Genomic DNA, 22,186 nt, shown 5'->3' with positions numbered 1-22,186 from the left:
GTCCCCTGCCGCGGCGCGCCGGCGGCAAGGGTAGGCCGCGCGGCAGGCAACGGCAAGCGAATCGACCGGCGCTGCCGCGGCGCCTAACGCGCGGCGATGAAACGGATGAGCGCCGCGTGCAATCGGCGCAGGCCTTCGGCTACGTCAGCATCGGTGATGGTCAACGGCGGCACGAAACGCAGTACATCGGGACCGGCCTGCAGCACCAGCAGGCCCTGTGCGGCAGCGTGGTCGAGGATCGCGCCCGCCTTGCCCTTGTGCTCGTCGGCAAGCACCGCGCCGAGCATCAGGCCGCGCCCACGCACTTCGGCGAACACACCCAACTCGGCATGGATCGTGGCGAGACCGTCGCGAAGCGCACGCGCCTGTCGTTCGACATTGTCGAGCACTTGCGGTGACGAGAGTTTGCGCAAGGCGACGCGCGCGACCGCTGCGCCCATCGGGTTGCCGCCGAAGGTGGTGCCGTGCGCGCCGAACTGCATCACTTCGGCGACCTTCGGGCCCGCCAGCATCGCGCCGATCGGGAAGCCGCAGCCGAGTGCTTTCGCGAGCGTGACGATGTCCGGCACGACGCCGTCCTGCACATGGGCGAACAACGTGCCGGTGCGGCCCATGCCGCACTGGATCTCGTCGAGCACGAGCAGCGCATCGTGCGCGTCGCACAGTTCGCGCACGCGCTTGAGGAAACCCGCTGCGGCCGGCAGCACACCGCCCTCGCCCTGCACCGGCTCCAGCATCACCGCGGCGACGTCGCCCGGCGCGAACGCGGCCGCGAGCGCATCGATATCGTTGAACGCGACGTGGCGGAAGCCGCCCGGCAGCGGCTCGTAGCCGGCCTGGTACTTCGGCTGCGCGGTCGCGGTGACGGTCGCCAGCGTGCGGCCGTGGAACGAGCCGTGGCAGGTCACGATCACGCGCCGTTCCGGTGCGCGGCCCTGCGCCGCGGCCCACTTGCGCACCAGCTTGATCGCGGCCTCGTTGGCCTCGGCACCGGAGTTGCACAGGAACACGCGCTCGGCGAACCCTGACGCACCGACCAGCTCCTCGGCGAGGCGCAACGGTGGCTCGGTGTAGAACACGTTGCTCGCATGCCAAAGCTTGTGCGCCTGCGCGGTCAGCGCGGCGACCAGGTCCGGATCGCAGTGGCCGAGTGCGTTGACTGCGATGCCGGCGCCGAAATCGACGTAATCGCGGCCGTCGCGGTCCCATACGCGCGCGCCCTTGCCGTGGTCGAGCACCAGTTCGCGCGGCCGGTACACCGGCAGCCAGTAGCGCGCACCGCGCTCGATGAGCGCGCGCGATTCCGGCGAAAGCGATGGCGACTGGACGGACATGGAGGATCTCTGCAGTGTCGGAAACGGTACGACACATTATGCGCGAGCCGCCGCAGCGCGGATTGCCGTTGCACCGGGGATCGGATGCGGCGCGGCCATGCGCCGCATGCTTGCCCGCGACGGCAGCTCCGCGAATACTCGAAGCATCTTCCCGACCATGTGCCGCCATGCGCCCCGAAACGCTGTTCGTCCACGCCGGCGCCGAGCCCGACGCCCAGACCGGCGCACTCGCGCCGCCGCTGCATCTGGCAACCACGTTCGCACACGGCCCGGCCGGCGAACGGCGCGCTGGCTATGAGTACATCCGCGAGGGCAATCCGACCCAGGACCGCTTCGAGACTGCGCTCGCCGCGCTCGAAGGCGGCGACGCGGCGCTTGCATTCGCGTCCGGCATGGCCGCGATCACCGCGTTGCTCGACGCGCTTCCTCCCGGCGCGCATCTGTTGTATCCGCAGGACTGCTATGCCGGCCTGCGCGTGCTGGCGACCGAGTTCCTGCCGCAGCGCGGGGTCGTCGCGACCGCGGTCGACGTGACCGATCCCGAGGCCGTGCGCGCGGCGTTGACGCCGCAGACGCACTGCCTCTGGCTGGAAACGCCGTCGAATCCGCGCCTGCGCGTCTGCGACATCGCAGCGTTGGCTGCGCTCGCGCACGCACACGGTGCGCTCGTCGCTTGCGACAACACCTTCGCCACGCCGCTGCTGCAGCAGCCGCTCGCGCTCGGCGCCGATGTCGTGATGCATTCGACGACGAAGTATTTCGGCGGCCACAGCGACGTGCTCGGTGGCGCGCTGGTGTTCGCGCGGCGCGACGAGCTGCACGCCGCGATCGCCCACCGCCGCCACATCACCGGCAGCGTGATGTCGCCGTTCAACGCGTGGCTGACCCTGCGCGGCCTTCGCTCGCTGCCGGCACGGATGGCCTGGCATTGCGCCAACGCGCGCCGCGTCGCCGAGTTCCTCGCGGCGCAGCCGAAGATCGAGCGGGTGAACTGGCCTGGCCTGGCCGCAGATCCCGGCCATGCCGTCGCGACGCGGCAGATGCGCGACTTCGGCGCGATGCTGAGCATCGAGCTGCGCGACGGCCGCGACGCCGCGCTCGACTTCGCGTCGCGCCTGAAGGTGTTCACCAACGCGACCTCGCTCGGCGGCTGCGAATCGCTGGTCGAGCATCGCGCCTCGGTCGAGGGGTCGCAGCCGGTGTCGCCACAGAACCTGCTGCGCCTGTCGATCGGCCTCGAGCACGCCGACGACCTGATCGCCGATCTCGCCCAGGCGCTGGCCTGAGCTGCGTGTGCGCTACCAGCTGCCTGTATTCGGCATCGACGCCCACGGCTCGCGCGGCGGCAGCCGTTCGCCCTTCTGCAGCAGCTCGACCGAGATCAGGTCCGGCGAGCGCACGAACGCCATGTGGCCATCGCGTGGCGGGCGGTTGATGGTGACGCCCATCGCCTGCAGGTGCGCGCAGGTCGCGTAGACGTCATCGACGCGGAATGCGAGATGGCCGAAGTTGCGCGCGGAGCCGTAATCCTCGGTCGGCGCACCGTCCGAAGCGGGCCAGTTGTAGGTGAGCTCGATCTCGGCGTCCGGCGTCTCGTCCGCAGCGAGGAACACCAGCGTGTACTTGCCGGGGGCATTGTCCATGCGACGCGTTTCGCGTAGGCCGAGGCCCTCGCAGAAGAACTTCAGCGTCGCGTCGAGATCGCGCACGCGGATCATCGTGTGCAGGTATTTCATGGGCTTCTCCAGCGGGGTCAGAGTCATTTTCCGCAATTCGTCGTCGGCATGCGGGTTGCGAGGAAAATGACTCTGACCCCGACTCACGCGCGCTGGAACCTCGGCAGGTAGTGCTGGATCCGGGCGAGCCGCTGCAGCGGATCCGTCATCTGCAGCAATTGCTGCTTCTCCGGCTGCGCGAGCGGCAGGGTTTCAGCGAGCCGGAAGCCGACCCAGCTCGCGTCGTCGTAGCGGGTGCGCTCGACCTTGGCGAACACGCCGCCGATCTCGTCGAGCAGGCGTTCCAGGATCGTTGCCAGCAGCCCGTGCTCGGGCGGCACCGCGACCGCCGGTTCATCCGGCCAGAAGCGCACTTCGCCGTACACGAGGCCGTTATCGCGCACGCGCGTGCTGGCGACCTGGAAGCGCTCGCCGCCTTCCGCGCTGATCCCGAGCAGACCGTCCGGCAGGGTGTAGAAATCGGTGATCCGCGCCGTCGTGCCGACCGCGGCGGGCAACGCCGGTTCGCCGGCTTCGCGCCCCTCGAGGATCAGGCAGACGCCGAAGGCGCGACCGTCGCGCGCGCAGTCGCGCACCAGATCGAGATAGCGCTGTTCGAAGATGCGCAGCCTGAGCGGGCCGCCGGGAAACAGCACGGTGTCGAGCGGGAACAGCGGAATCGCCTTCAGCATTGCAGTCAGTCTAGGCCCTGCGTCGCGAACGGAAAAGCGCAACGCAGCGCGCCTGGCGGATCGCCTCAGCCGAGTGCGGCGAGAAACCGTCGCGGTGCGTTCTCGAAGCCGCCGTTCGACATGAACACGACGTGGTCGCCGGCGCGCGCTTCGGCGCGCAGGGCGGCGACGAGTTCATCGACGCCGGCTGCGGTGCGGCCGCGGCCGGCGAGTGCGGCTACCACTCGTGTCGCATCCCACGACAATTCGGCGCGCTTGAGGAACACGACCGCGTCGGCGTCGCGCAGGCTGGGCGCGAGCTCGTCCGCATGCGCGCCCATGCGCATCGAGTTCGAGCGCGGCTCCATGCCGACCAGGATGCGCGCGCTGCCGACCTTCGCGCGCAGGCCGGCGAGCGTGGTCGCGATCGCAGTCGGATGGTGCGCGAAGTCGTCGTAGACACGCACGCCGCCGGCCTCACCGACCAGTTCCATGCGCCGCGCGACGTTGCGGAACTCGCTCAGCGCCGCCAGCGCGCGTTCAATATCGACGCCGGCCGCGTGTGCCGCGGCGAGCGCGGCCAGCGCGTTCATCACGTTGTGGCGGCCGCTGAGCGCCCAGCGGGCCTCGCCGAATTCGCGGCCCTTGTGCGAGACGATGAACGCCGATCCGTCCGCTGCCGTCAGCCGCGCACGCCAGTCGCCGGCGTCGATGCCGAAGCTCTCGACCGGCGTCCAGCAGCCTTGTCCGAGCACCTCGGCGAGACGTGCGTCCTCGGCGTTCACGATCAGCCGGCCGTTGCCCGGCACGGTGCGCACGAGGTGATGGAACTGGCGCTGGATCGCTGCGATATCCGGAAAGATGTCCGCGTGGTCGTACTCGAGGTTGTTGAGGATCGCGATGCTCGGCCGGTAGTGCACGAACTTCGAGCGCTTGTCGAAGAACGCGGTGTCGTATTCGTCCGCTTCGATCACGAAATCCGGCCCGGCGCCCGCGCGCGCGGACACACCGAAGTTCGCCGGCACGCCGCCGACCAGGAAGCCCGGCGCAAGCTGCTGCGACTCGAGGATCCACGCAAGCAGCGAGGTCGTCGTGGTCTTGCCGTGTGTGCCCGCGACAGCGAGCACGCGGCGCTGCGCGAGCAGGGTCTCGCCGAGCCACTGCGGACCGGACACGTAGCGCAGGCGCGCGTCGAGCATGTGCTCGATCGCCGGATTGCCGCGCGACAGCGCGTTGCCGACCACGACGAGCTCGGGCGCCGGCTGCAGGTGCTCGGCCTTGAAGCCCTGCTTCAGCGCGATGCCGAGCTGTTCGAGCTGAGTGCTCATTGGCGGATACACGTTCGCATCCGAACCCTCGACCGTGTGGCCGAGTTCGCGTGCAAGCGCGGCGATGCCGCCCATGAAGGTGCCGCAGATACCGAGGATGTGCAGTCGCATGTCGATCGCTTGCCAAGAATTCCGATTCAGCCCGCACCGAGCAGCAGGCGATCGAACGCCCAATACGCGAGCACCCACGATGCCACCAGCGCGAACGCGAGCGCGTAGGGCGCTTCCATCGCGTGACGCATGATGTGCGCGTCCACGCTGAGCTGCCAGACAAACAGTGCGATCGTGATCCAACCGAGCAGCAATTGCAGACCGGTCAACGCGCCTGCGTTCACGGGCGGCGGCCCGGCCAGCAGCGCCAGCGGCAATTGCAGCAGCGAGAACACGATGCTGCACGCGACCAGCGCGGTCGCGGTCTGAACGAAGCGGCTGCGCAGGTTGCGGATCGCGAGCGCGAGCCAGCACAGTGCGAGCACGACGCCGGTCGAGAGCAGCGAACGCGCGAGCGTGGTGCCGACTTCGCCGAGCAGCCCGCCGGTCAACGCATCGAGCGCCGTACCGGCCACGACCAGCAGAGCGAGCAGGTTCGGCGAATACGGCAGGTCCTGTGGACCGCCGCGCAAGCGGCACAGGTTGACGACCCGGGCCGGCAGGCCGGACAGGAACGGGGCACGTGGGGAATTCATCGCGCGCGCAGCTTCAAGCGCGCCGCCGACGCGAACACAACACGTGCAAGCAGCTCAGGCGCGCAGGCGATCGTCGCCATCTTGTGCCGGCAACGCCGCGAGAATGCGCCGCGACACTTCCGCCAGCTCACCGACGCCATCGACGATCTTGAGCTTGCCGATCTGCGCGAAATGGCTGGCGACCGGCTCGGTCTGCTCGGCGTAGACGCGCAGGCGTTCGCGCACGGTTTCCGGCGTATCGTCCTTGCGGCCCTGGGCCGCGGCGCGACCGGCGATGCGGTCAACGATCAATTCGCTCGGCACATCGAGCTTGATCGCGACATCGAACGGCTGCCCGATCCGCGCCAGCAGCGCCTCGAGCGCCTCGCACTGGGCGACGTTGCGCGGGTAGCCGTCGAGGATGAATCCTGCCGTAGCGTCGGGTCTTTCCAGGCGCTCCTCGAGCATCGCGAGCACGATATCGTCGGAGACCAGTTGACCGGCCTCCATGACCGCCTTGGCCTTGAGCCCGAGCGGCGTGCCCGCCTTGACCGCAGCACGCAGCAGGTCGCCAGTGGAGATATGCGGGACGCCCAGCTCGGTCTTCAGGATCTCCGCCTGGGTGCCCTTGCCCGATCCGGGCGCGCCGAGTAGAACGAGTCGCATGATGCTCCGATGCCGCCGCGAGGGCGTTTGCATTCGCCAAAGGTAGTCGACTGGGCCGCGTCAGCGCAGGACGCGCATTCCACGCCAATCTAGAATGACGGTAACGCTAGCGGCTGGCCAGAACAGTGTCAAACCGCGTCGGACGAGGAGGAAGCATGAATCGGGGCAGGCTGCTGTACGCGCAATCGGGCGGGGTGACCGCGGTGATCAATGCGACCGCCGGCGCGGTGATCGAGACCGCACGTAAACACAAGGTCGAGGTGCTGGCGGCGAGGAACGGCATCCTCGGCGCGCTGCGTGAGGAGCTGATCAACACCTCGAAGGAAAGCCGGGCCGCGGTTGCGGCACTACGCCACACCCCTGGCGGCGCGTTCGGCTCGTGTCGCTACAAGCTGAAAGCCCCGGAGCAGGACCGCGCGCCCTACGAACGCCTGATCGACGTATTCCGCGCGCACGACATCCGCTGGTTTCTCTACAACGGCGGCAACGATTCGGCGGATACCGCGCACAAGCTGTCCAAGATCGCCGCCGAGTTCGACTATCCGCTCGCCTGCATCGGCGTGCCCAAGACCGTGGACAACGATCTGGCGATCACCGACTGCTGTCCCGGCTTCGGCTCGGCCGCGAAATACACCGCGGTGTCGGTGCGTGAGGCCGCGCTGGACGTCGCCGCGATGGCCGACACCTCGACCAAGGTGTTCGTCTACGAGGTGATGGGCCGCCACGCAGGCTGGCTCGCGGCGGCCGCCGGCATGGCCGGCGCCGGAACGGACGATGCACCGCAGTTGATCCTGTTCCCGGAGCGCACATTCGACGAAGCGGCATTCCTGGAACGGGTGAAAGCCACGGTCGCGCGCGTCGGCTGGTGCGTGGTGGTCGCCTCCGAAGGCATCCACTATGCCGACGGACGCTTCGTCGCCGAAGCCGGCGGCACCGACTCGTTCGGCCATTCCCAGCTCGGCGGCGTCGCCCCGCATCTGGCCGCGCGTGTCAAGGATGTGCTCGGCTTCAAGGTGCACTGGACCGTGCCCGACTACCTGCAGCGCTCGGCGCGGCATCTCGCTTCCGCCACCGATCTCGCGCATGCGCAGGCGGTCGGCAAGGCCGCGGTGGAGTATGCATTGGCCGGCCATAACGCGGTGATGCCGGTGATCGTGCGCAGCTCGGATGCACCCTATCGCTGGAAGATCGCGCCGGCGCCGCTGGCCAAGATCGCGAATACAGAGAAGACGCTGCCTAAGACCTTCTTGCGTCGCGATGGCTATGGCATCACCGACACGGCGCGCCGCTATCTCGCGCCGTTGATGCGTGGCGAGGCACCACCACCGTACGGCACCGGTGGCCTGCCCAAATACGTTGCCCTGAAAAACGCCGCGGTCGCGAAGAAACTGCCCGATTGGCGTCGCTGACGCGCCGGCGCACGCTGCTATCGTTCCTCACGCTTGGACCGGTCGCAACGTCCGGTCATCCATTCAGGGGAACACCATGGGATTTCGTCTCGGCGCGGCGCTCGCCGCGCTGCTCGCATGTGGCTGCCTCGAACCCGCAGCGGCAGGGTCGCGAACCGCGACGGGTCGCGATGGACTTCAATTCTCGCCGGCGGTGGACGCGCGGGGCTACATCGATGTGTGGCGGCTGCGCCACGACGTGGCCGTCGTCGAAGCGCGCTACGCCGACGGCAGCGACCACGCTGAAATCGAGGTCTGCGAACGCGAAGGCGGCGAGGCCGACGAACCGCTCGACGACCGCGCACAGCGGCGCCAGCAGCGCGCCAAGCAAGCCTGCATCGAGAACGTCCAGCGCAGGTACGCGGCGTATCAAAAGCTGTTCGCCGCATTCAACAACGCATGGCTGCCCGCGATCCGCAACGCAATCGCCAAGGGCGATACCGTGGCCGAAGTCATCCTGCGCCAGTGCGCGACGACCAAGGCGCTCGATCGCAGCGGCATCGAGTCGACCTGCGACGAGGAGCCGCGAAAATCGGTCGCGATGAAACGCCTGCGCGAAATCGGTTTCACGGCGGCGCTCGACATCGAGTTTCCGAACTGGCAGCAATCCCCCGGTCAACGCAAAAGCCAGCTCGACAGCCAACAGCGCGCGCTGGAGGCGATCCGTCACGGCGCGCTCGGCTTCGACACGATGGAAGTGTCCACAGACGGCAACGTCGCCAGGACCGCCGATGATTTGCAGTCCTACCGGAACTACGCAGTGATCGAAGCCGCATTGCAGGATGCGCCGCGCGCATTCACGGTGACGCCGGGCACGTACGAGAGCTGGAGAACCAGTGCGTTTTCGGCGTTGCGCGTCAATCGCCAAGCGCTGACACCGGGATACCTGACCTGGGGTCGGCGCCTGTACTTCGGCGGCAGTCCACGGATCTACACCGGTCCGCATTACTGGCGCTCGTCGCCGACCCGGGTTTTCGTGCCGCGCGGCGATTCGATGGAGGAGATCGCCGTTTCCGGCGCGGACGATGCGCAGTTCCGCCACGAACTGGCCGAAACGCTGGCGGCGACCGAAGCCTCCATCGATGCCTGGCTGAAGCAGGATCCGCGCTGGGGCGTGTTCCTGCTGCATCGCGTCGGTCTTCACGAATGGGTGCCGCAGGGCATGCAGAGCACGACACAAGCGCTCAATCCCGCGTGGGCGGGGCGCTGGCGGCTCGCCGCGCAGACACAAGACTGGGACAAGCCGATGCAGCCGGCGAGCGGTGATGCGGTCATCCGCCGCGACGGCCGCGGCATGACGATGAGCGTGACCGCGGCACAGGCCGCCGAGCCGTTCGCCAATGTCGGCGCATGCACCCTGCGTTACAGCGGCGGCCTGACCTATCTGCCCGACGAGACTCCCAACGGCGACGTGCACACGGCGCTCGGCTACATCGACGCCGCGCAAGCGCGGCAGGCGCTCGCGCCCCTCGATCGGCGCAAGCGCTATAAGCAGGTGCTGATGCAATGCGAAGACGCGGAATCCGCCGACTCCGACCGCATACGCTTTCTGCTGCTGGCGCGCGACCGCATGGTCGAAATCGGCATGGAGGCTACCGGGCGGAGGTCGCACGTTTCGGTGCGTCAGTACCGCCGGATCAGATGACTGCCGGCGCGATCGGCGACTGAGCGCGCAGTCCCTCCAAGAAACGCGCACATCCACTCGGCTATCGCGGGCTGCCACTGCGGGCCGGGCTGATCTTTCGGCGGCGGCAGCAGGCTTCCCGCGCCGACGTCCGCCGTCAGCACCGAGAAACTCGCCGGCATCACCGCTGCGCCCGGGATCGCGTCGTGGAACAGGTCATCGTCCGGTTCCAACGCGGAAAAGCGCGACGTTCCCGATCATCACGAAACCTTCCGCGAACGCCATCATCACCACCCTCCAAAGGTGCCCGGCATGCTGCGTCGCGCCAATGCGCGTTTCGCGAAGCCGTGGCTATACTCGGGTCGTTGCGCATGATTTTCCCCGTTGTCCGTCTTAGTCCTGGCAAGTCAAGGGAGGGTTCGATGCTGTTTCATGACCACGGTTTGTTGATCGCGCTGGTCTGCGCGGTGCTTGCGATTCTGTATGGCGTCTGGTCGATCCGCTGGATTCTCGCCAAGCCGGCCGGCAATCCGCGCATGCAGGAGATCGCGGCGGCGATCCAGGAGGGCGCGCGCGCGTATCTGAACCGCCAGTACCGCACGATCGGCATGGTCGGCGTCGTGCTGTTCGTCGTGATCGGCTTCGCGCTGGACTGGGGCACCGCGATCGGCTTCGCGATCGGCGCGATCCTGTCGGGCCTGACGGGCTATATCGGCATGAACATTTCGGTGCGCGCGAACGTGCGCACCGCCGAAGCCGCGCGCAGCGGCATCCCGGCCGCACTCGCCGTGGCGTTCCGCGGCGGCGCGATCACCGGCATGCTGGTGGTCGGCCTCGCCCTGCTCGGCGTCACCGGCTACTTCGTCGCACTGATGCATTTCGGCCGCACCCAGGAACAGGCGCTGCATGCGCTGGTCGGTCTCGCGTTCGGCTCCTCGCTGATCTCAATCTTCGCGCGCCTCGGCGGCGGCATCTTCACCAAGGGCGCCGACGTCGGCGCGGACCTGGTCGGCAAGGTCGAAGCCGGCATTCCGGAAGACGACCCGCGCAACCCGGCGGTGATCGCGGACAACGTCGGCGACAACGTCGGCGACTGCGCCGGCATGGCCGCGGACCTGTTCGAGACCTATGCGGTCACGCTGATCGCGACGATGCTGCTCGGCGGCGTGATGGCGGCCGAGGCCGGCGCGCACGCGGTGCTGTATCCGCTGGTTATCGGCGGTGTGTCGATCATTGCCTCGATCATCGGCACGTTCTTCGTGAAAGCGAGTGCCGGCGGCAAGATCATGAACGCGCTGTACAAGGGCGTGGTCGTCTCCGGCGTGATCGCGCTGCTCGGGTTCATCCCGGTCACCCAGCAGCTGATGGCCGACTCGAGTTACGGCGTCTGGAACATCTTTGGCTGCGCGGTGATCGGTCTGGTGCTGACCGGCGCGATGGTCGTGATCACCGAGTACTACACGGCAACCGAGTACGGCCCGGTGCGCCACGTCGCGCAGGCGTCGACGACCGGCCACGCGACCAACATCATCGCCGGTATCGGCGTGTCGATGAAGGCGACCGCATGGCCGGTGCTCGCGGTGTGCGCCGCGATCTGGGGCGCCTATCACCTTGCCGGCCTCTACGGCATCGCCATCGCCGCGACCGCGATGCTGTCGATGACCGGCATGATCGTCGCGCTCGATGCCTACGGCCCGATCACCGACAACGCCGGCGGCATCGCCGAGATGGCCGAACTGCCGCCGGAAGTGCGCGCGGTCACCGATCCGCTCGACGCGGTCGGCAACACCACCAAGGCGGTCACCAAGGGCTATGCGATCGGCTCGGCTGGCCTCGCTGCGCTGGTGCTGTTCGCCGACTACACGCACAAGCTTGGCGCCGAGCACCCGGACAAGATCTTCACGTTCGACATCTCCGACCACATGGTCATCATCGGCCTGCTGATCGGCGGCCTGATCCCGTACCTGTTCGGCGCGATGGCGATGGAAGCGGTTGGCCGCGCGGCCGGCAGCGTGGTCGAGGAAGTGCGCCGCCAGTTCCGCGAGATCAAGGGCATCATGGAAGGCACGACCAAGCCGGACTACTCGCGCGCGGTCGACCTGCTGACCCAATCCGCGATCAAGGAAATGATGATCCCGTCGCTGCTGCCGGTCGCCGTGCCGATCCTGGTCGGCTTCCTGCTCGGCCCGAAGGCGCTCGGCGGCGTCCTGATCGGCACCATCGTCACCGGCTTGTTCGTCGCGATCTCGATGACCACCGGCGGTGGCGCCTGGGACAATGCGAAGAAGTACATCGAGGATGGCCACTTCGGCGGCAAGGGCTCGGACGCGCACAAGGCCGCGGTCACCGGCGACACCGTCGGCGACCCGTACAAGGACACGGCGGGCCCCGCAGTGAACCCGCTGATCAAGATCATCAACATCGTCGCGCTGCTGCTGGTCCCCCTGCTCTAATCGGGCAACGATGGTCGCGCGCAAGCGCGACGCCACGCGTTCCCCTCTCCCCGCCACGCGGGGAGAGGGCAAAGGGTGAGGGGCAGATTCACCGTCGCGCGCCAGCGCGACACGACCCCTTGATCGGATAGCTACCGCATGATCCCGGCGGCCCCAGAAGCAACACGAAGCCCCGCTCTCGCGGGGCTTCGTTTTTTCGGCTTCATCGGCGGGACCGCACGACGCGGCAGACTGCCATTCCACATATGGACAACGCGACGACGCACTGCGCAAGATGGCACCCGCTTTGTGTGCAGCGTTTCCTCCGGATCACCCAATCGAGGCATCGAATGAAGCCGATACGTCCACTGCTGGCGCTCGCATTCGTCGGCTCACTGCATGCAGCCGAGCCCGTTTCCTCCGTCGACGCCGCGCTTGCCAAGGCGAAGAAGGCACATGCACCGGTGCTGATCGATTTCTCGGCGCCCTGGTGCTACTCGTGCTACTTCATGGCCACGCACGTGCTGAACGGCAAGGAATGGAAAGCCGTGGAAGCGAAGACCGTCGTCGCCGAGGTCGATGCGGATTCACCGGATGGCGCGGCGTGGATGAAGAAACTCGAGGTCAAGGCGTTGCCTGCCTATGTAGTGCTCAACGAAAACGGCGACGAGCTCGGCCGCATCCTCGCCGAGCAGCCACGCGAGAAGTTCTATCCGAATCTCGACGGGATCATCGCGGGCGCGAGCACGCTCGATGACTTCAAGCGCAAGGCGGCCGCGGGTTCGTTCGATGCGGTCGCGACCGTGCTCGGTTCGTACCAGGCGCGCGGCGAAGGCCGGGCCGGGCTCGATTGGTACAAGGGTCTGCAAGAGAATGTGCAGGCCGCGGCCGGCAGCAACCATTACGTCGCACTCTGGCTCGACCGCCTCGAACTCGCGCGCGCAGCCAACGCGAAGGACGACGCCGGCGTCGTCGCCGCCGCGAAGCGCGTGCTCGCCGGCGACATCGACTGCGACCGGCCGTATGTCGTCGATCAGTTGCTTGAAGCGAGTGAGAAACTGCCGAAAGCGGAGCGCACTGCGCTGCTCGCGCCGCAGAAGATCGCACTCGACGCGATGCTGTCGAAGCAGGTCTTCATCGCCAAGCCGGCCTGCGCCGACCAGCGCAGCACGGTGATCACGACGGCCGACGTTGATGCCGCGCTCGGTGACAGCGCGTCGGAGAGCGCCGTGCTCGATCGCGCCATCGGGGCCGCGCGTGGCCAGCTCGGCGCCAACCTGGGCAAGGATCGCAACCTCGCCGACAACCTGCGCGTGTACCTCGCCCGGGCCAAGCGCACCGATGAACTCGATGCGCTGTATCCGAAGCTGATCGCCGCGTATCCGGACGACTATGTGTATCCGTACCGCTATGGCCGCAGTCTGCTCGAGCGCGGCCAGCCGGCCGCGGCGCTGCTGCTGCTCGAGAAAGCGGCCGACAAGGCCTACGGCGAGAACCGACTCGCGGTTGCGATGCAGCGCGTGAAGGCGCTGAAGGCATTGAAGCGCCAGGATGACGCCGAGAAGGTCGTCGCCGATGTGCTCGAACAGAACGGCCAATGGTTCCCGGAGCAGGTCGCAAAGCTCAAGGACGCGCTGAAGTCCTGACAATGACGGAAGTCCGTCAGGCGACTGGCCACGGCACGACCTCCCGAAGCCCCGCCTCGCGCGGGGCTTCGGCGTTCAGGCGTCTGCTGAACGACCGTCCCGCCGCGGGAATCCCCGCTTCTGCCTCAACGTCGGACGCCATCGACGAGCAATCGTGGTGCGATGCAGCAGGGATTGCCGTATCCTTCGCGCCCTTCGCCCGGTATGGGCACGCAACATCAAGGAGCAATCGCATGGGCCTCGATCTGGTCCCCGCCGGCGGCGACGTGCCGAACGAAATCAATGTCGTCATCGAGATTCCGAAGGACGCCGAACCGGTCAAGTACGAGGTCGACAAGGCCAGCGGCGCGATCTTCGTCGACCGCGTGCTGTCCACGCCGATGCGCTATCCGTGCAACTACGGCTATGTGCCGCAGACGCTCGGCGGCGACGGCGATCCGCTCGACGCGCTGGTGATCCTGCCGCTGCCGCTGGTGCCGGGCTCGGTGATCCGCTGCCGTCCGGTCGGCATGCTGCGCATGACCGACGAGGCCGGTGCCGACGAGAAGCTGGTGGTCGTGCCACATCCGAAAACCTTTCCGGGCTACGCGCACATCGCCGACATCGGCCAGGTCTCCGGCCACTGGCTGGAACGTATCGGCCACTTCTTCGAGCACTACAAGGATCTCGAGAAGGGCAAGTGGGTCAAGATCGACGGCTGGGTCGACGCGGCCGCGGCCAAGCAGGAAATCCTTGCCGGCGTCGAGCGCTACCGCTCGGCGGCGCAAAAACCGGGGTTCTGACGACGCCCCGCGCGATGCCACTCGGCATCGCGCGCGGCATCTACTCATTCATCAGAGGCGTCTTCGCTGCTTTCCTTCTGATGCGCGATCGAAGGATCGATGCCGGAAGCGAGCGCGTCACGTGCGGTCCAGATCGATACCTCGCCGCCACGGAAGCGCTGCGAATAGACCGGCTGCGCGCGGAAGCGGTAGCGCCGATAGAAACTGACCAGCAGTCCGTCCGGGTGCTGCTGCGCCCAGGCCTTGAATTCCTCTTCGCTGTTGAGCGCAGTCAGCGGGCTCGTCAGGCGGCCCGCGAATTCATAAACGCCGTGATGCCAGCCGAGATGCGCGATCGGCTGACCGCGCTCCTGCGCGTCGCGAATGCGCGATGCAATCGCCTCGATGTCATAGCGTTCGCCGGTCCCTTCAATGACGGCGAGTTTGACCAGCAGCGCCAGCATGACCATCGCCAGCGCCGGCCACATCGGCTGCGCGAGGCGGCGCATGCCCGCCAGCAGGCCCATTCCGAGCGCGATGACCGCGATGCCCCACCACGGCGAGATGTCGCCGACATAGGCGAGCGCGGGACGCGCCGCCGAGAAACGCGGCAACAATGCCATCGCGAGGCCGATCGCGACCAACACCAGCGCGAGCAGGCCGACGCGCACGCGCAGCGCGCCGCGATCCAGCGCGAACGCAAGCGCGAGCGCGACACCCGGAATCACCGGCAGCAGGTAGTGCGGCTGCTTGCCGCCGACCAGCGAGAACGCGACGAAGGTGGGCACGACCCAGACCAGAGCCATGCGCAGCGCGGGCTGATCCGCGAGCGCGCGCAGTTTCGACCATGAGCCACGGATCACCAGCGGCCAGGGCAGCAGCATCAGCGGGAAGATCGCCAGGTACCACCAGAGCGGACGCGCATGCGTGCTGGCACCTTGCACCGCCTCGATGCGGTCCAGGGTCTGGTTCAGGAAGATCGCGCGCGCATAGTCCGTGCCGCCGTGCAGCGCCGCCGGAATCGCCCAGCCCAGCGCGATCGCCGCGCCGAGCAGGATCGCGAGTGCGAACGCTCCGAAATAACGCGCGCGCCGGCCGGCCAGCTGGTCGCTCCACCACGGCGCACCGAGCGCGACGAACGCGATGTCGAGCAGCATGACCGGTCCCTTGACCAGGATGCCGAGGCCGATCGCAACACCGGTGACCACGATGCCGCGACGCGCGCGACCCTCGGCGAGATCGCAGATGCCGTGCATCGCGAGCAGCACGCAGGTGGTCAGCGGCACGTCGAACATGATCGCGTTCGCGAACGCGGCGAAGTAGACCGCGCCGAGCAGGATCCACATCGACACGCGCGCGGCCGCGACCGAGGCAGTCAGGCGCAAGGTGAGGCGGTACAGCAGGATCAGGCTGAGCCCCGAGCACAGCAGGGTCATCGCGCGCCCGGTCCACGCATGCACGCCGGTCAGCAGCCAACCGGCGTTGATCAGCCAGAACAGCAGTGGCGGCTTGTGCGCGTAGGTCGCGCCATTCAGGTGCGGCACCAGGAATTCGCCGGTCTGGCGCATTTCCCAGGCGACCGCGAGATAGCGCGTTTCGTCGATCGGCAGCGGCGGCAGCAGGAACACGATCGGCGCCAGCAGCAGCAGGCCGAGGAAGAGCGGGTGTTCCAGCACCGCACGCCAGAGCGGCAGGTCGGGATGGGTGGAGGGCGCTGGAATCGTCTTCACGAACGGGATGCGGGCGGGAAAGGCGGGAATCTTGGCATGCGGACGCATGCGCTGTCGCGCGCGAATGGCGCGACGCCTTCCTGCGCTAGCCGCGCTTCAGCAGCTCGCGCAAGTCGATCACCGCCGCGTTCGCGCGCGAGATGTAGTTCGCCATCACCAGCGAGTGATTCGCGAAGAAGCCGAACGGGCTGCCGTTGAGGATGATCGGGCTGTGCACCGGCTTCTGCGCTTCCTGCAGCTCGCGGATGATCTGCTTCAGGCTGACCATCGCGCCCTTGCGCTCGAGAATCGGCGCGAAATCCGCCTCGAACGCCTGCAGTTGCTCGAGCAGCGCCCAGCTGTAGCCGCGCGACTCGTAGAAGATATCGTCGATCTTGGTCCACGGCGTGCGCACGACCTGCTGGCCCTGCGGGGCCGGCGGCGCCGTCGCATCGACCGGCGCGTCGCCTTCCAGACGCAGCTGGCCGACGCTTGCCGAGAGCCGTTGCGACAGGCTGCCGAGCCGGTTCGAGACCAGATCGAGGTAGTCGGCGAGGTTGTCGGCGCGCGCGTAGAACTGCGCGCCGTTCGGATCGTTCTTGCCGAGCCGCTCGAAATAACCATCGACGTGCGCGATCGCCTTGCGGTACTGGTTCTCCGAACTCGGCAACAGCCAACGATCGCTCGGACTCGAGAACAGCGGATCGGCTTCCTTGAGGTCGGTGTCCTCCTCGGACTGCGACTGCGAGCGAGCGAACTTGTTGCGCATTTCGCGCGCGAGGTCGCGTGTCGCGGTCAACACACCGAATTCCCAGTTCGGCAGATCGTCCATCAGAACGCCGGGCGGGAACTTGTCGTTGCTGAGGTAGCCACCGCGTTTGTCGAGCAGGGTTTCCGCCGTGGTCATCCAGGCCGAAGTCGTGACACTGCCGGTGACGACCGGCTCGTGCTTCGCCGCGGCACGCGCGTGCGCCGCCGCGCTGACATCGAAGTGCGGTGGCTCGTCACTCCACCACCACATCAGCGCGAGCACTCCGAGCGCGTAGACAACGACGAACGCCACGATGCCACGTGTCAGCCAATTCCATCTGCCTGTCATCTTCGATGCCTCGCTGGCGCTGTATCGCGTTCGATTCTACGTTCCGCCGCGGCCGGTCAGGCCGGCCGGTACACATCGGCGCCCTGCGCGCGGAACTCGGCGGCCTTCTCGGCCATGCCTTCGTTCAATGCCTCGGCTTCGCCGACGCCGTGTTCCTTCGCGTAATCGCGCACGTCCTGGGTGATCTTCATCGAGCAGAACTTCGGGCCGCACATCGAGCAGAAGTGCGCGCTCTTGTGCGCATCCTTCGGCAAGGTCTCGTCGTGGAATTCCTTCGCCTTCTCCGGATCGAGGCCGAGGTTGAACTGGTCGTCCCAGCGAAATTCGAAGCGCGCCTTGCTGAGTGCGTTGTCGCGCGCCTGCGCGCCCGGATGGCCCTTGCCGAGATCGGCCGCGTGCGCCGCGATCTTGTAGGTGATGATGCCGTCGCGCACGTCCTGCTTGTTCGGCAGGCCCAGGTGCTCCTTCGGCGTCACGTAACAGAGCATCGCGGTGCCGAACCAGCCGATCATCGCCGCGCCGATCGCGCTGGTGATGTGGTCGTAACCGGGCGCGATGTCCGTCGTCAGCGGCCCCAGCGTATAGAACGGCGCCTCGCCGCACTTCTCCAGCTGGCGGTCCATGTTCTCCTTGATCAGGTGCATCGGCACGTGGCCGGGCCCTTCGATCATGGTCTGCACGTCGTGCTTCCACGCGATCTGGGTCAACTCGCCCAAGGTGTCGAGTTCCGCGAATTGCGCCTCGTCGTTCGCATCCGCGATCGAGCCCGGACGCAGTCCGTCGCCGAGCGAGAACGCGACGTCGTAGGCCTTCATGATCTCGCAGATTTCCTCGAAGCGTTCGTAGAGGAAACTTTCCTTGTGGTGCGCGAGGCACCACTTGGCCATGATCGAGCCGCCGCGCGAGACGATGCCGGTCACGCGCTTCGCGGTCAGCGGCACGAACGGCAGGCGCACGCCGGCGTGGATCGTGAAGTAGTCGACGCCCTGCTCGGCTTGCTCGATCAGCGTGTCGCGGAACAGTTCCCAGCTCAGGTCCTCGGCGATGCCACCGACCTTCTCCAGTGCCTGGTAGATCGGCACCGTGCCGATCGGCACCGGCGAATTGCGCAAGATCCACTCGCGCGTCTCGTGGATGTGCTTGCCGGTGCTGAGGTCCATCACGGTGTCGGCGCCCCAACGGATCGCCCAGACCATCTTCTCGACTTCCTCGGCGATCGAACTGGTCACCGCCGAGTTGCCGATGTTCGCGTTGATCTTCACCAGGAAGTTGCGGCCGATGATCATCGGCTCGGATTCCGGATGGTTGATGTTGTTCGGGATGATCGCGCGGCCGCGTGCGACTTCGTCGCGCACGAACTCCGGCGTGATCAGCTTCGGCAGATTGGCGCCGAAGCTCTGGCCCGGATGCTGTTTCAGGAGGTGCATCTCGCGGATCGCGTCGAGCTTCTGGTTCTCGCGGATCGCGATGTATTCCATCTCCGGCGTGACGAGGCCGCGCCGCGCGTAGTGCATCTGGCTGATGTTCGCGCCGGATTTTGCGACGCGCGGCTTCGGGATGTTCGGGAATCGCACATCGCTCAGCGAAAGCGCACTCGCATGCCGGCGCGTGAAGGGCGAACTGAAATCGGCCAGCGCCTCGCTGTCACCGCGCTCGGCAATCCAGCGCGCGCGCAGGGTCGGAAGGCCGGCGGAAAGGTCGACCCGATAGGTGGGATCCGTGTACGGACCGGAGGTGTCGTACGTCGCGAACGGCGCGTTCTTCTCCGCGCCGAACATCGACGGCGTATCGGCCAGCGCGATCTCGCGCATCGGCACGCGGATGTCATCGCGCGAGCCGGCGACATGGATCTTGCGCGAGCCCGGAACCGGGCGGACGACGGATTCGGAGAGTTCGGCGGCTTCGCGCAGCAGCGGTGTGGGTACGGCGTTCATCGTAACGTCCTGCTTTTGTGAAAATCCCCCGCAGGGAAAGCGGGGATCTCGACGAAGCGGGGCGCCGCGCCGGCCTGACGCCGATGCCGCGAAGCTCCCTACGCCGGTGGAGGCTTGCTTGATGCAAGCCGTCGGATCAGGTTCCAAGGGACTCTCTCAGCCGACGACCGCCGGCACCCCCGCTTCAAGATGCGCATTCAAGCACGTTCGCCGCGCAGCCGCTATCCGGCAAGGGCGCGACACTGCAAACACGAAGGCTCGCCGGGATCCGGCGCGGATTCCGTTGTCGCGGCGCAAGCCCTCCGCGCACCGGCGACGGTTTGCTGCGTGGGTTCGTCCTTGACGGTAGACGTGCGCGCAGGCGTTCATGCGCCGCACGCAGCGTGGAGAGGTGAAAATTATGAAATGCTTGCGAACTTCCAGACGTTGGCTGCCGTTGATCCCCGCCGCTCTGGCGCTGACGACCGCCGGCGCGACCGCGCTCGCGAAGAGCGAACCACCATCGCGTATCGGCGTTGACTGGACCGATCCGGCCGGCTTCGCCGATGTGCGCGAGAGCGCATGCAGCACCCGCGCGAAACCCGTGGAATGGCTGGGCGAACTCGCGCGCCACCTGCGGCGGCGTGCCGACCAGGTGCTCGCTCCCGGCCAGCATCTGGACGTGACCATCACCGACATCCGCCGGGCCGGTATCTGCGAGCCGTGGCGCGGACCGCGCTGGGACGATATCCGCATCGTCAAGGACATCTACCCGCCGAGCATCGACCTGCGCTACACGCTGACCGGCAGTGACGGCGCGCGCCTGCGCGGCGGCGAGGAAAAGCTGCGCGATCCCGCGTTCCTGAATCGCTCCACGCCCAACCGCGACGATCCGCTGCGCTACGAGAAGCGCCTGCTCGACGATTGGTTACTTCGCGAGTTCGCGGCGCCGCGCACGCGGCACGATTAGCGCGGACGGAACGACGCCTGCGGGACTGATGGCGCCGGAACCGGCATCAACAGAATGCGTCGATTCGGCGCACAATGTCCCGCGCACCGTCTTCCGCGGGAGTCGATCATGGACATCGCGATCATCGGCGCAACCGGCAACGTCGGCAGCCGCCTGCTCGACGAGGCGCTGCAGCGCGGACATCGCGTCACGGCGCTGGCGCGCCACGCGTCTTCGCTTGCGCCGCGCGAACGCCTGACCACGCGCAATGTCGACATTGCGGACGGCGATGCGCTGGTCGCCGCGCTGGCCGACCACGATGCGGTATTCAGCGCAGTCAGATTCCTCGGCGCACCAGCCGCGGCGATCATCGGTCCGGTCAAGCGCGCCGGTGTGCGGCGCCTGCTCGTCGTCGGCGGCGCTGGCAGCCTCGAGGTCGGGCCCGGCGTTCAGCTGGCCGACACGCCAGGCTTCCCGGCCGCCTATCTCGGCGAGGCGAACGCAGGCCGCGATTTCCTCGGTGCACTGCGCCGGGAACGTGACCTCGACTGGACCTTCCTTTCGCCATCCGAAAGCTTCATGCCGGGGCAGCGCACCGGGAAATTCCGCCTGGGCGGCGACAGCCTGCTGACCGATGCCACCGGCAAGAGCTGGGTCTCGATCGAGGATTTCGCGATCGCGTTCCTCGACGAGCTGGAACGCCCGGCGCATTCACGACGGCGCTTCACGGTCGGCTACTGATGGCATGCCCGCAACGGTGCGCCGCCGAGAACGTGCGGCGGTGCGTCGGCGCGTGCTCGTGGCAGAATCGGCGTTCGTCGCAAGGATTGGCCCATGGACATCCAGCATCCCGATCTGCACCAGCTCTATCCGCCCCACCTGTCGACGTTGAAGGCGCGCGCCGACAAGGCGCTGCTGCGCGGCGGCTTTGATCACCTGGTCGTCGCCGCCGGACAGGCGGCGTACCAGTTCCTGGACGACCGCCCGTATCCCTTCGCGGTGAATCCGCATTTCAAGCACTGGCTGCCGGTGACCAAGGCGCCGGGATCGTGGCTGGTCTACACGCCGGGGCGCAAGCCGAAGCTGGTCTACCTGCAGCCGCACGACTACTGGCATGTCGTGCCGGAGGCGCCGGCCGGCTACTGGGTCGAGCACTTCGACATCGTGATCATCCGCGACGCGAAGGAAGCGCGCGCGCATCTGCCGAACGACGCCGCGCGCTGCGCGATCCTCGGCGAGGCGAACGCGGCGCTCGACGGTTTCACGCCGAACAATCCGGCCGCGGCGCTCGACTATCTGCACTACCAGCGTTCGTACAAGACCGCGTACGAACTGGCGATGATGCGCGTGGCGAGCAAGCTCGGCGCGCGTGCTCACCGGGCCGCCGAGGCCGCGTTTCGCGCCGGCGAGTCAGAGTTCGACATCCACCTGGCATATCTTGCCGCGACGCGCCAGACCGACAACGAACTCCCGTACGGCAACATCATCGCGCTGAACGAGCACGGTGCGGTGCTGCACTACACCGAACTCGGTCATGCGCCGCCGGCGCATGCACACTCGTTCCTGATCGACGCGGGTGCGAGCTTCCACGGCTATGCGAGCGACATCACGCGCACCTACGCCAGCGCGGAGGCGTCGGAATTCTCCGCGCTGATTGACGCGGTCGACGCTGCGCAGCGCGGCTTCTGCACGAAGGTGCGTGCCGGACAGAGCTATCCGGAGCTGCACATCCACGCGCATCACGTGCTGGCCGGCATCCTCAAGGACCACGGCTTCATCCGCATGAGCGCGGAGAGCGCAGTGGAGAACCGCGTGACCAGCGCGTTCTTCCCGCACGGTCTCGGCCATCCGATCGGCCTGCAGGTGCACGACGTCGCCGGCTTCCAGGCCAGCGACAGCGGCGGCACGATCCCGCGCCCGGCCGGCCATCCCTACCTGCGCATGACGCGCGTACTCGAACCCGGCATGGTCGTCACGATCGAACCGGGCCTCTATTTCATCGACATGCTGCTCGCCGAACTCAAGGCGAAACCGGCCGCGAAGGACATCGACTGGACCAAGGTCGATGCGTTCCGCAAGTACGGCGGCATCCGTATCGAGGACGACGTGGTCTGCACCGACGGCGAGCCAGAAAACCTGACCCGCGACGCGTTCGCTGCCGCCGGCTGATCCTCGCGGCGCGGCGCCGCGCCGCGACCATGCACCGCGCGGCATCCGGCCGCGCGG

The 22,186-nt window shown here is 67.4% G+C and carries 19 protein-coding genes; 9 read left to right on the top strand and 10 right to left on the bottom strand.

Going from position 1 to position 22,186, the window contains the following annotated elements; all coding sequences use genetic code 11:
• Positions 1-83: 83 nt before the first annotated feature.
• Positions 84-1,334, bottom strand: a complete 1,251-nt coding sequence (locus ABD002_RS11340) for an acetylornithine transaminase (RefSeq protein WP_343791109.1) — start codon at positions 1,332-1,334, stop codon at positions 84-86.
• A 167-nt stretch (positions 1,335-1,501) separates the two neighbouring features.
• Here ABD002_RS11340 and ABD002_RS11335 point away from each other — a divergent pair, with 167 nt between their 5' ends.
• On the top strand, positions 1,502-2,620 hold the full coding sequence (locus ABD002_RS11335; RefSeq protein WP_343791106.1) for a trans-sulfuration enzyme family protein: 1,119 nt from the start codon (positions 1,502-1,504) through the stop codon (positions 2,618-2,620).
• 12 nt (positions 2,621-2,632) lie between these two features.
• Here ABD002_RS11335 and ABD002_RS11330 read toward each other — a convergent pair whose 3' ends face one another.
• From ABD002_RS11330 to ABD002_RS11310, 5 genes are all read right to left on the bottom strand, one after another.
• Positions 2,633-3,070, bottom strand: coding sequence for a VOC family protein (locus ABD002_RS11330; protein ID WP_343791103.1), 438 nt, complete (start codon positions 3,068-3,070; stop codon positions 2,633-2,635).
• A gap of 83 nt (positions 3,071-3,153) precedes the next feature.
• On the bottom strand, positions 3,154-3,741 hold the full coding sequence (locus ABD002_RS11325; RefSeq protein WP_343791100.1) for an LON peptidase substrate-binding domain-containing protein: 588 nt from the start codon (positions 3,739-3,741) through the stop codon (positions 3,154-3,156).
• A gap of 65 nt (positions 3,742-3,806) precedes the next feature.
• Complete coding sequence (gene mpl / locus ABD002_RS11320) at positions 3,807-5,159, bottom strand: UDP-N-acetylmuramate:L-alanyl-gamma-D-glutamyl-meso-diaminopimelate ligase (RefSeq protein WP_343791097.1); 1,353 nt, start codon at positions 5,157-5,159, stop codon at positions 3,807-3,809.
• Positions 5,160-5,185: 26 nt separating this feature from the next.
• A complete protein-coding gene (locus ABD002_RS11315) occupies positions 5,186-5,734 on the bottom strand; it encodes a hypothetical protein (protein ID WP_343791095.1) in 549 nt (182 codons plus the stop codon).
• Positions 5,735-5,788: 54 nt separating this feature from the next.
• The gene (locus tag ABD002_RS11310) at positions 5,789-6,379 is read right to left on the bottom strand and encodes an adenylate kinase (protein ID WP_343791092.1); all 591 of its coding nucleotides are present in this window, start codon (positions 6,377-6,379) and stop codon (positions 5,789-5,791) included.
• Positions 6,380-6,534: 155 nt separating this feature from the next.
• On the opposite strand from ABD002_RS11310, the gene ABD002_RS11305 reads away from it, so the two are divergent.
• Both ABD002_RS11305 and ABD002_RS11300 read left to right on the top strand, forming a co-directional pair.
• Positions 6,535-7,788, top strand: a complete 1,254-nt coding sequence (locus ABD002_RS11305; RefSeq protein ID WP_343791089.1) for a 6-phosphofructokinase — start codon at positions 6,535-6,537, stop codon at positions 7,786-7,788.
• A gap of 76 nt (positions 7,789-7,864) precedes the next feature.
• The gene (locus ABD002_RS11300) at positions 7,865-9,472 is read left to right on the top strand and encodes a hypothetical protein (RefSeq protein ID WP_343791086.1); all 1,608 of its coding nucleotides are present in this window, start codon (positions 7,865-7,867) and stop codon (positions 9,470-9,472) included.
• On the opposite strand, the gene ABD002_RS11295 is transcribed toward ABD002_RS11300, so the two are convergent.
• Positions 9,451-9,684, bottom strand: coding sequence for a hypothetical protein (locus ABD002_RS11295; RefSeq protein ID WP_343791083.1), 234 nt, complete (start codon positions 9,682-9,684; stop codon positions 9,451-9,453). The genes ABD002_RS11300 and ABD002_RS11295 overlap by 22 nt on opposite strands.
• A 189-nt stretch (positions 9,685-9,873) precedes the next feature.
• Here ABD002_RS11295 and ABD002_RS11290 point away from each other — a divergent pair, with 189 nt between their 5' ends.
• From ABD002_RS11290 to ppa, 3 genes are all read left to right on the top strand, one after another.
• Positions 9,874-11,904 (top strand): sodium-translocating pyrophosphatase, encoded by a 2,031-nt coding sequence (locus tag ABD002_RS11290; protein ID WP_343791081.1) that lies wholly within the window; start codon positions 9,874-9,876, stop codon positions 11,902-11,904.
• 329 nt (positions 11,905-12,233) lie between these two features.
• Positions 12,234-13,529: a thioredoxin family protein gene (locus tag ABD002_RS11285; RefSeq protein ID WP_343791078.1), complete on the top strand. Its 1,296-nt coding sequence runs from the start codon at positions 12,234-12,236 to the stop codon at positions 13,527-13,529.
• 233 nt (positions 13,530-13,762) lie between these two features.
• Entirely contained in the window at positions 13,763-14,311 is a 549-nt protein-coding gene (gene ppa / locus ABD002_RS11280) for an inorganic diphosphatase (RefSeq protein WP_343791075.1), read from the top strand.
• 44 nt (positions 14,312-14,355) lie between these two features.
• On the opposite strand, the gene ABD002_RS11275 is transcribed toward ppa, so the two are convergent.
• Genes ABD002_RS11275 through thiC form a run of 3 tightly spaced genes read right to left on the bottom strand, consistent with a single transcriptional unit; the run spans position 14,356 to position 19,032 of the window.
• Positions 14,356-16,068: an ArnT family glycosyltransferase gene (locus ABD002_RS11275; RefSeq protein ID WP_343791072.1), complete on the bottom strand. Its 1,713-nt coding sequence runs from the start codon at positions 16,066-16,068 to the stop codon at positions 14,356-14,358.
• A 37-nt stretch (positions 16,069-16,105) separates the two neighbouring features.
• Complete coding sequence (locus ABD002_RS11270; protein ID WP_343791069.1) at positions 16,106-17,098, bottom strand: DUF2333 family protein; 993 nt, start codon at positions 17,096-17,098, stop codon at positions 16,106-16,108.
• 56 nt (positions 17,099-17,154) lie between these two features.
• Positions 17,155-19,032, bottom strand: a complete 1,878-nt coding sequence (gene thiC, locus ABD002_RS11265) for a phosphomethylpyrimidine synthase ThiC (protein ID WP_343791066.1) — start codon at positions 19,030-19,032, stop codon at positions 17,155-17,157.
• A gap of 436 nt (positions 19,033-19,468) precedes the next feature.
• Between thiC and ABD002_RS11260 the strand changes: the two genes are divergently transcribed.
• The 3 genes from ABD002_RS11260 to pepQ all read left to right on the top strand — a co-directional run bounded on the left by ABD002_RS11260 (position 19,469) and on the right by pepQ (position 22,129).
• Positions 19,469-19,981 carry a DUF3016 domain-containing protein gene (locus ABD002_RS11260; protein WP_343791063.1) on the top strand — a complete coding sequence of 171 codons (513 nt, stop codon included), beginning with the start codon at positions 19,469-19,471 and terminating at the stop codon, positions 19,979-19,981.
• A gap of 108 nt (positions 19,982-20,089) precedes the next feature.
• Entirely contained in the window at positions 20,090-20,701 is a 612-nt protein-coding gene (locus tag ABD002_RS11255; protein ID WP_343791060.1) for an NAD(P)-dependent oxidoreductase, read from the top strand.
• 93 nt (positions 20,702-20,794) lie between these two features.
• On the top strand, positions 20,795-22,129 hold the full coding sequence (gene pepQ / locus ABD002_RS11250; RefSeq protein ID WP_343791057.1) for a Xaa-Pro dipeptidase: 1,335 nt from the start codon (positions 20,795-20,797) through the stop codon (positions 22,127-22,129).
• The last annotated feature ends 57 nt before the right edge of the window (positions 22,130-22,186 follow it).

This window comes from Dokdonella soli (assembly GCF_039523175.1).
GTDB classification, from domain to species: Bacteria; Pseudomonadota; Gammaproteobacteria; order Xanthomonadales; family Rhodanobacteraceae; genus Dokdonella_A; species Dokdonella_A soli.
This window is presented reverse-complemented; position numbering and strand designations above follow the sequence as displayed.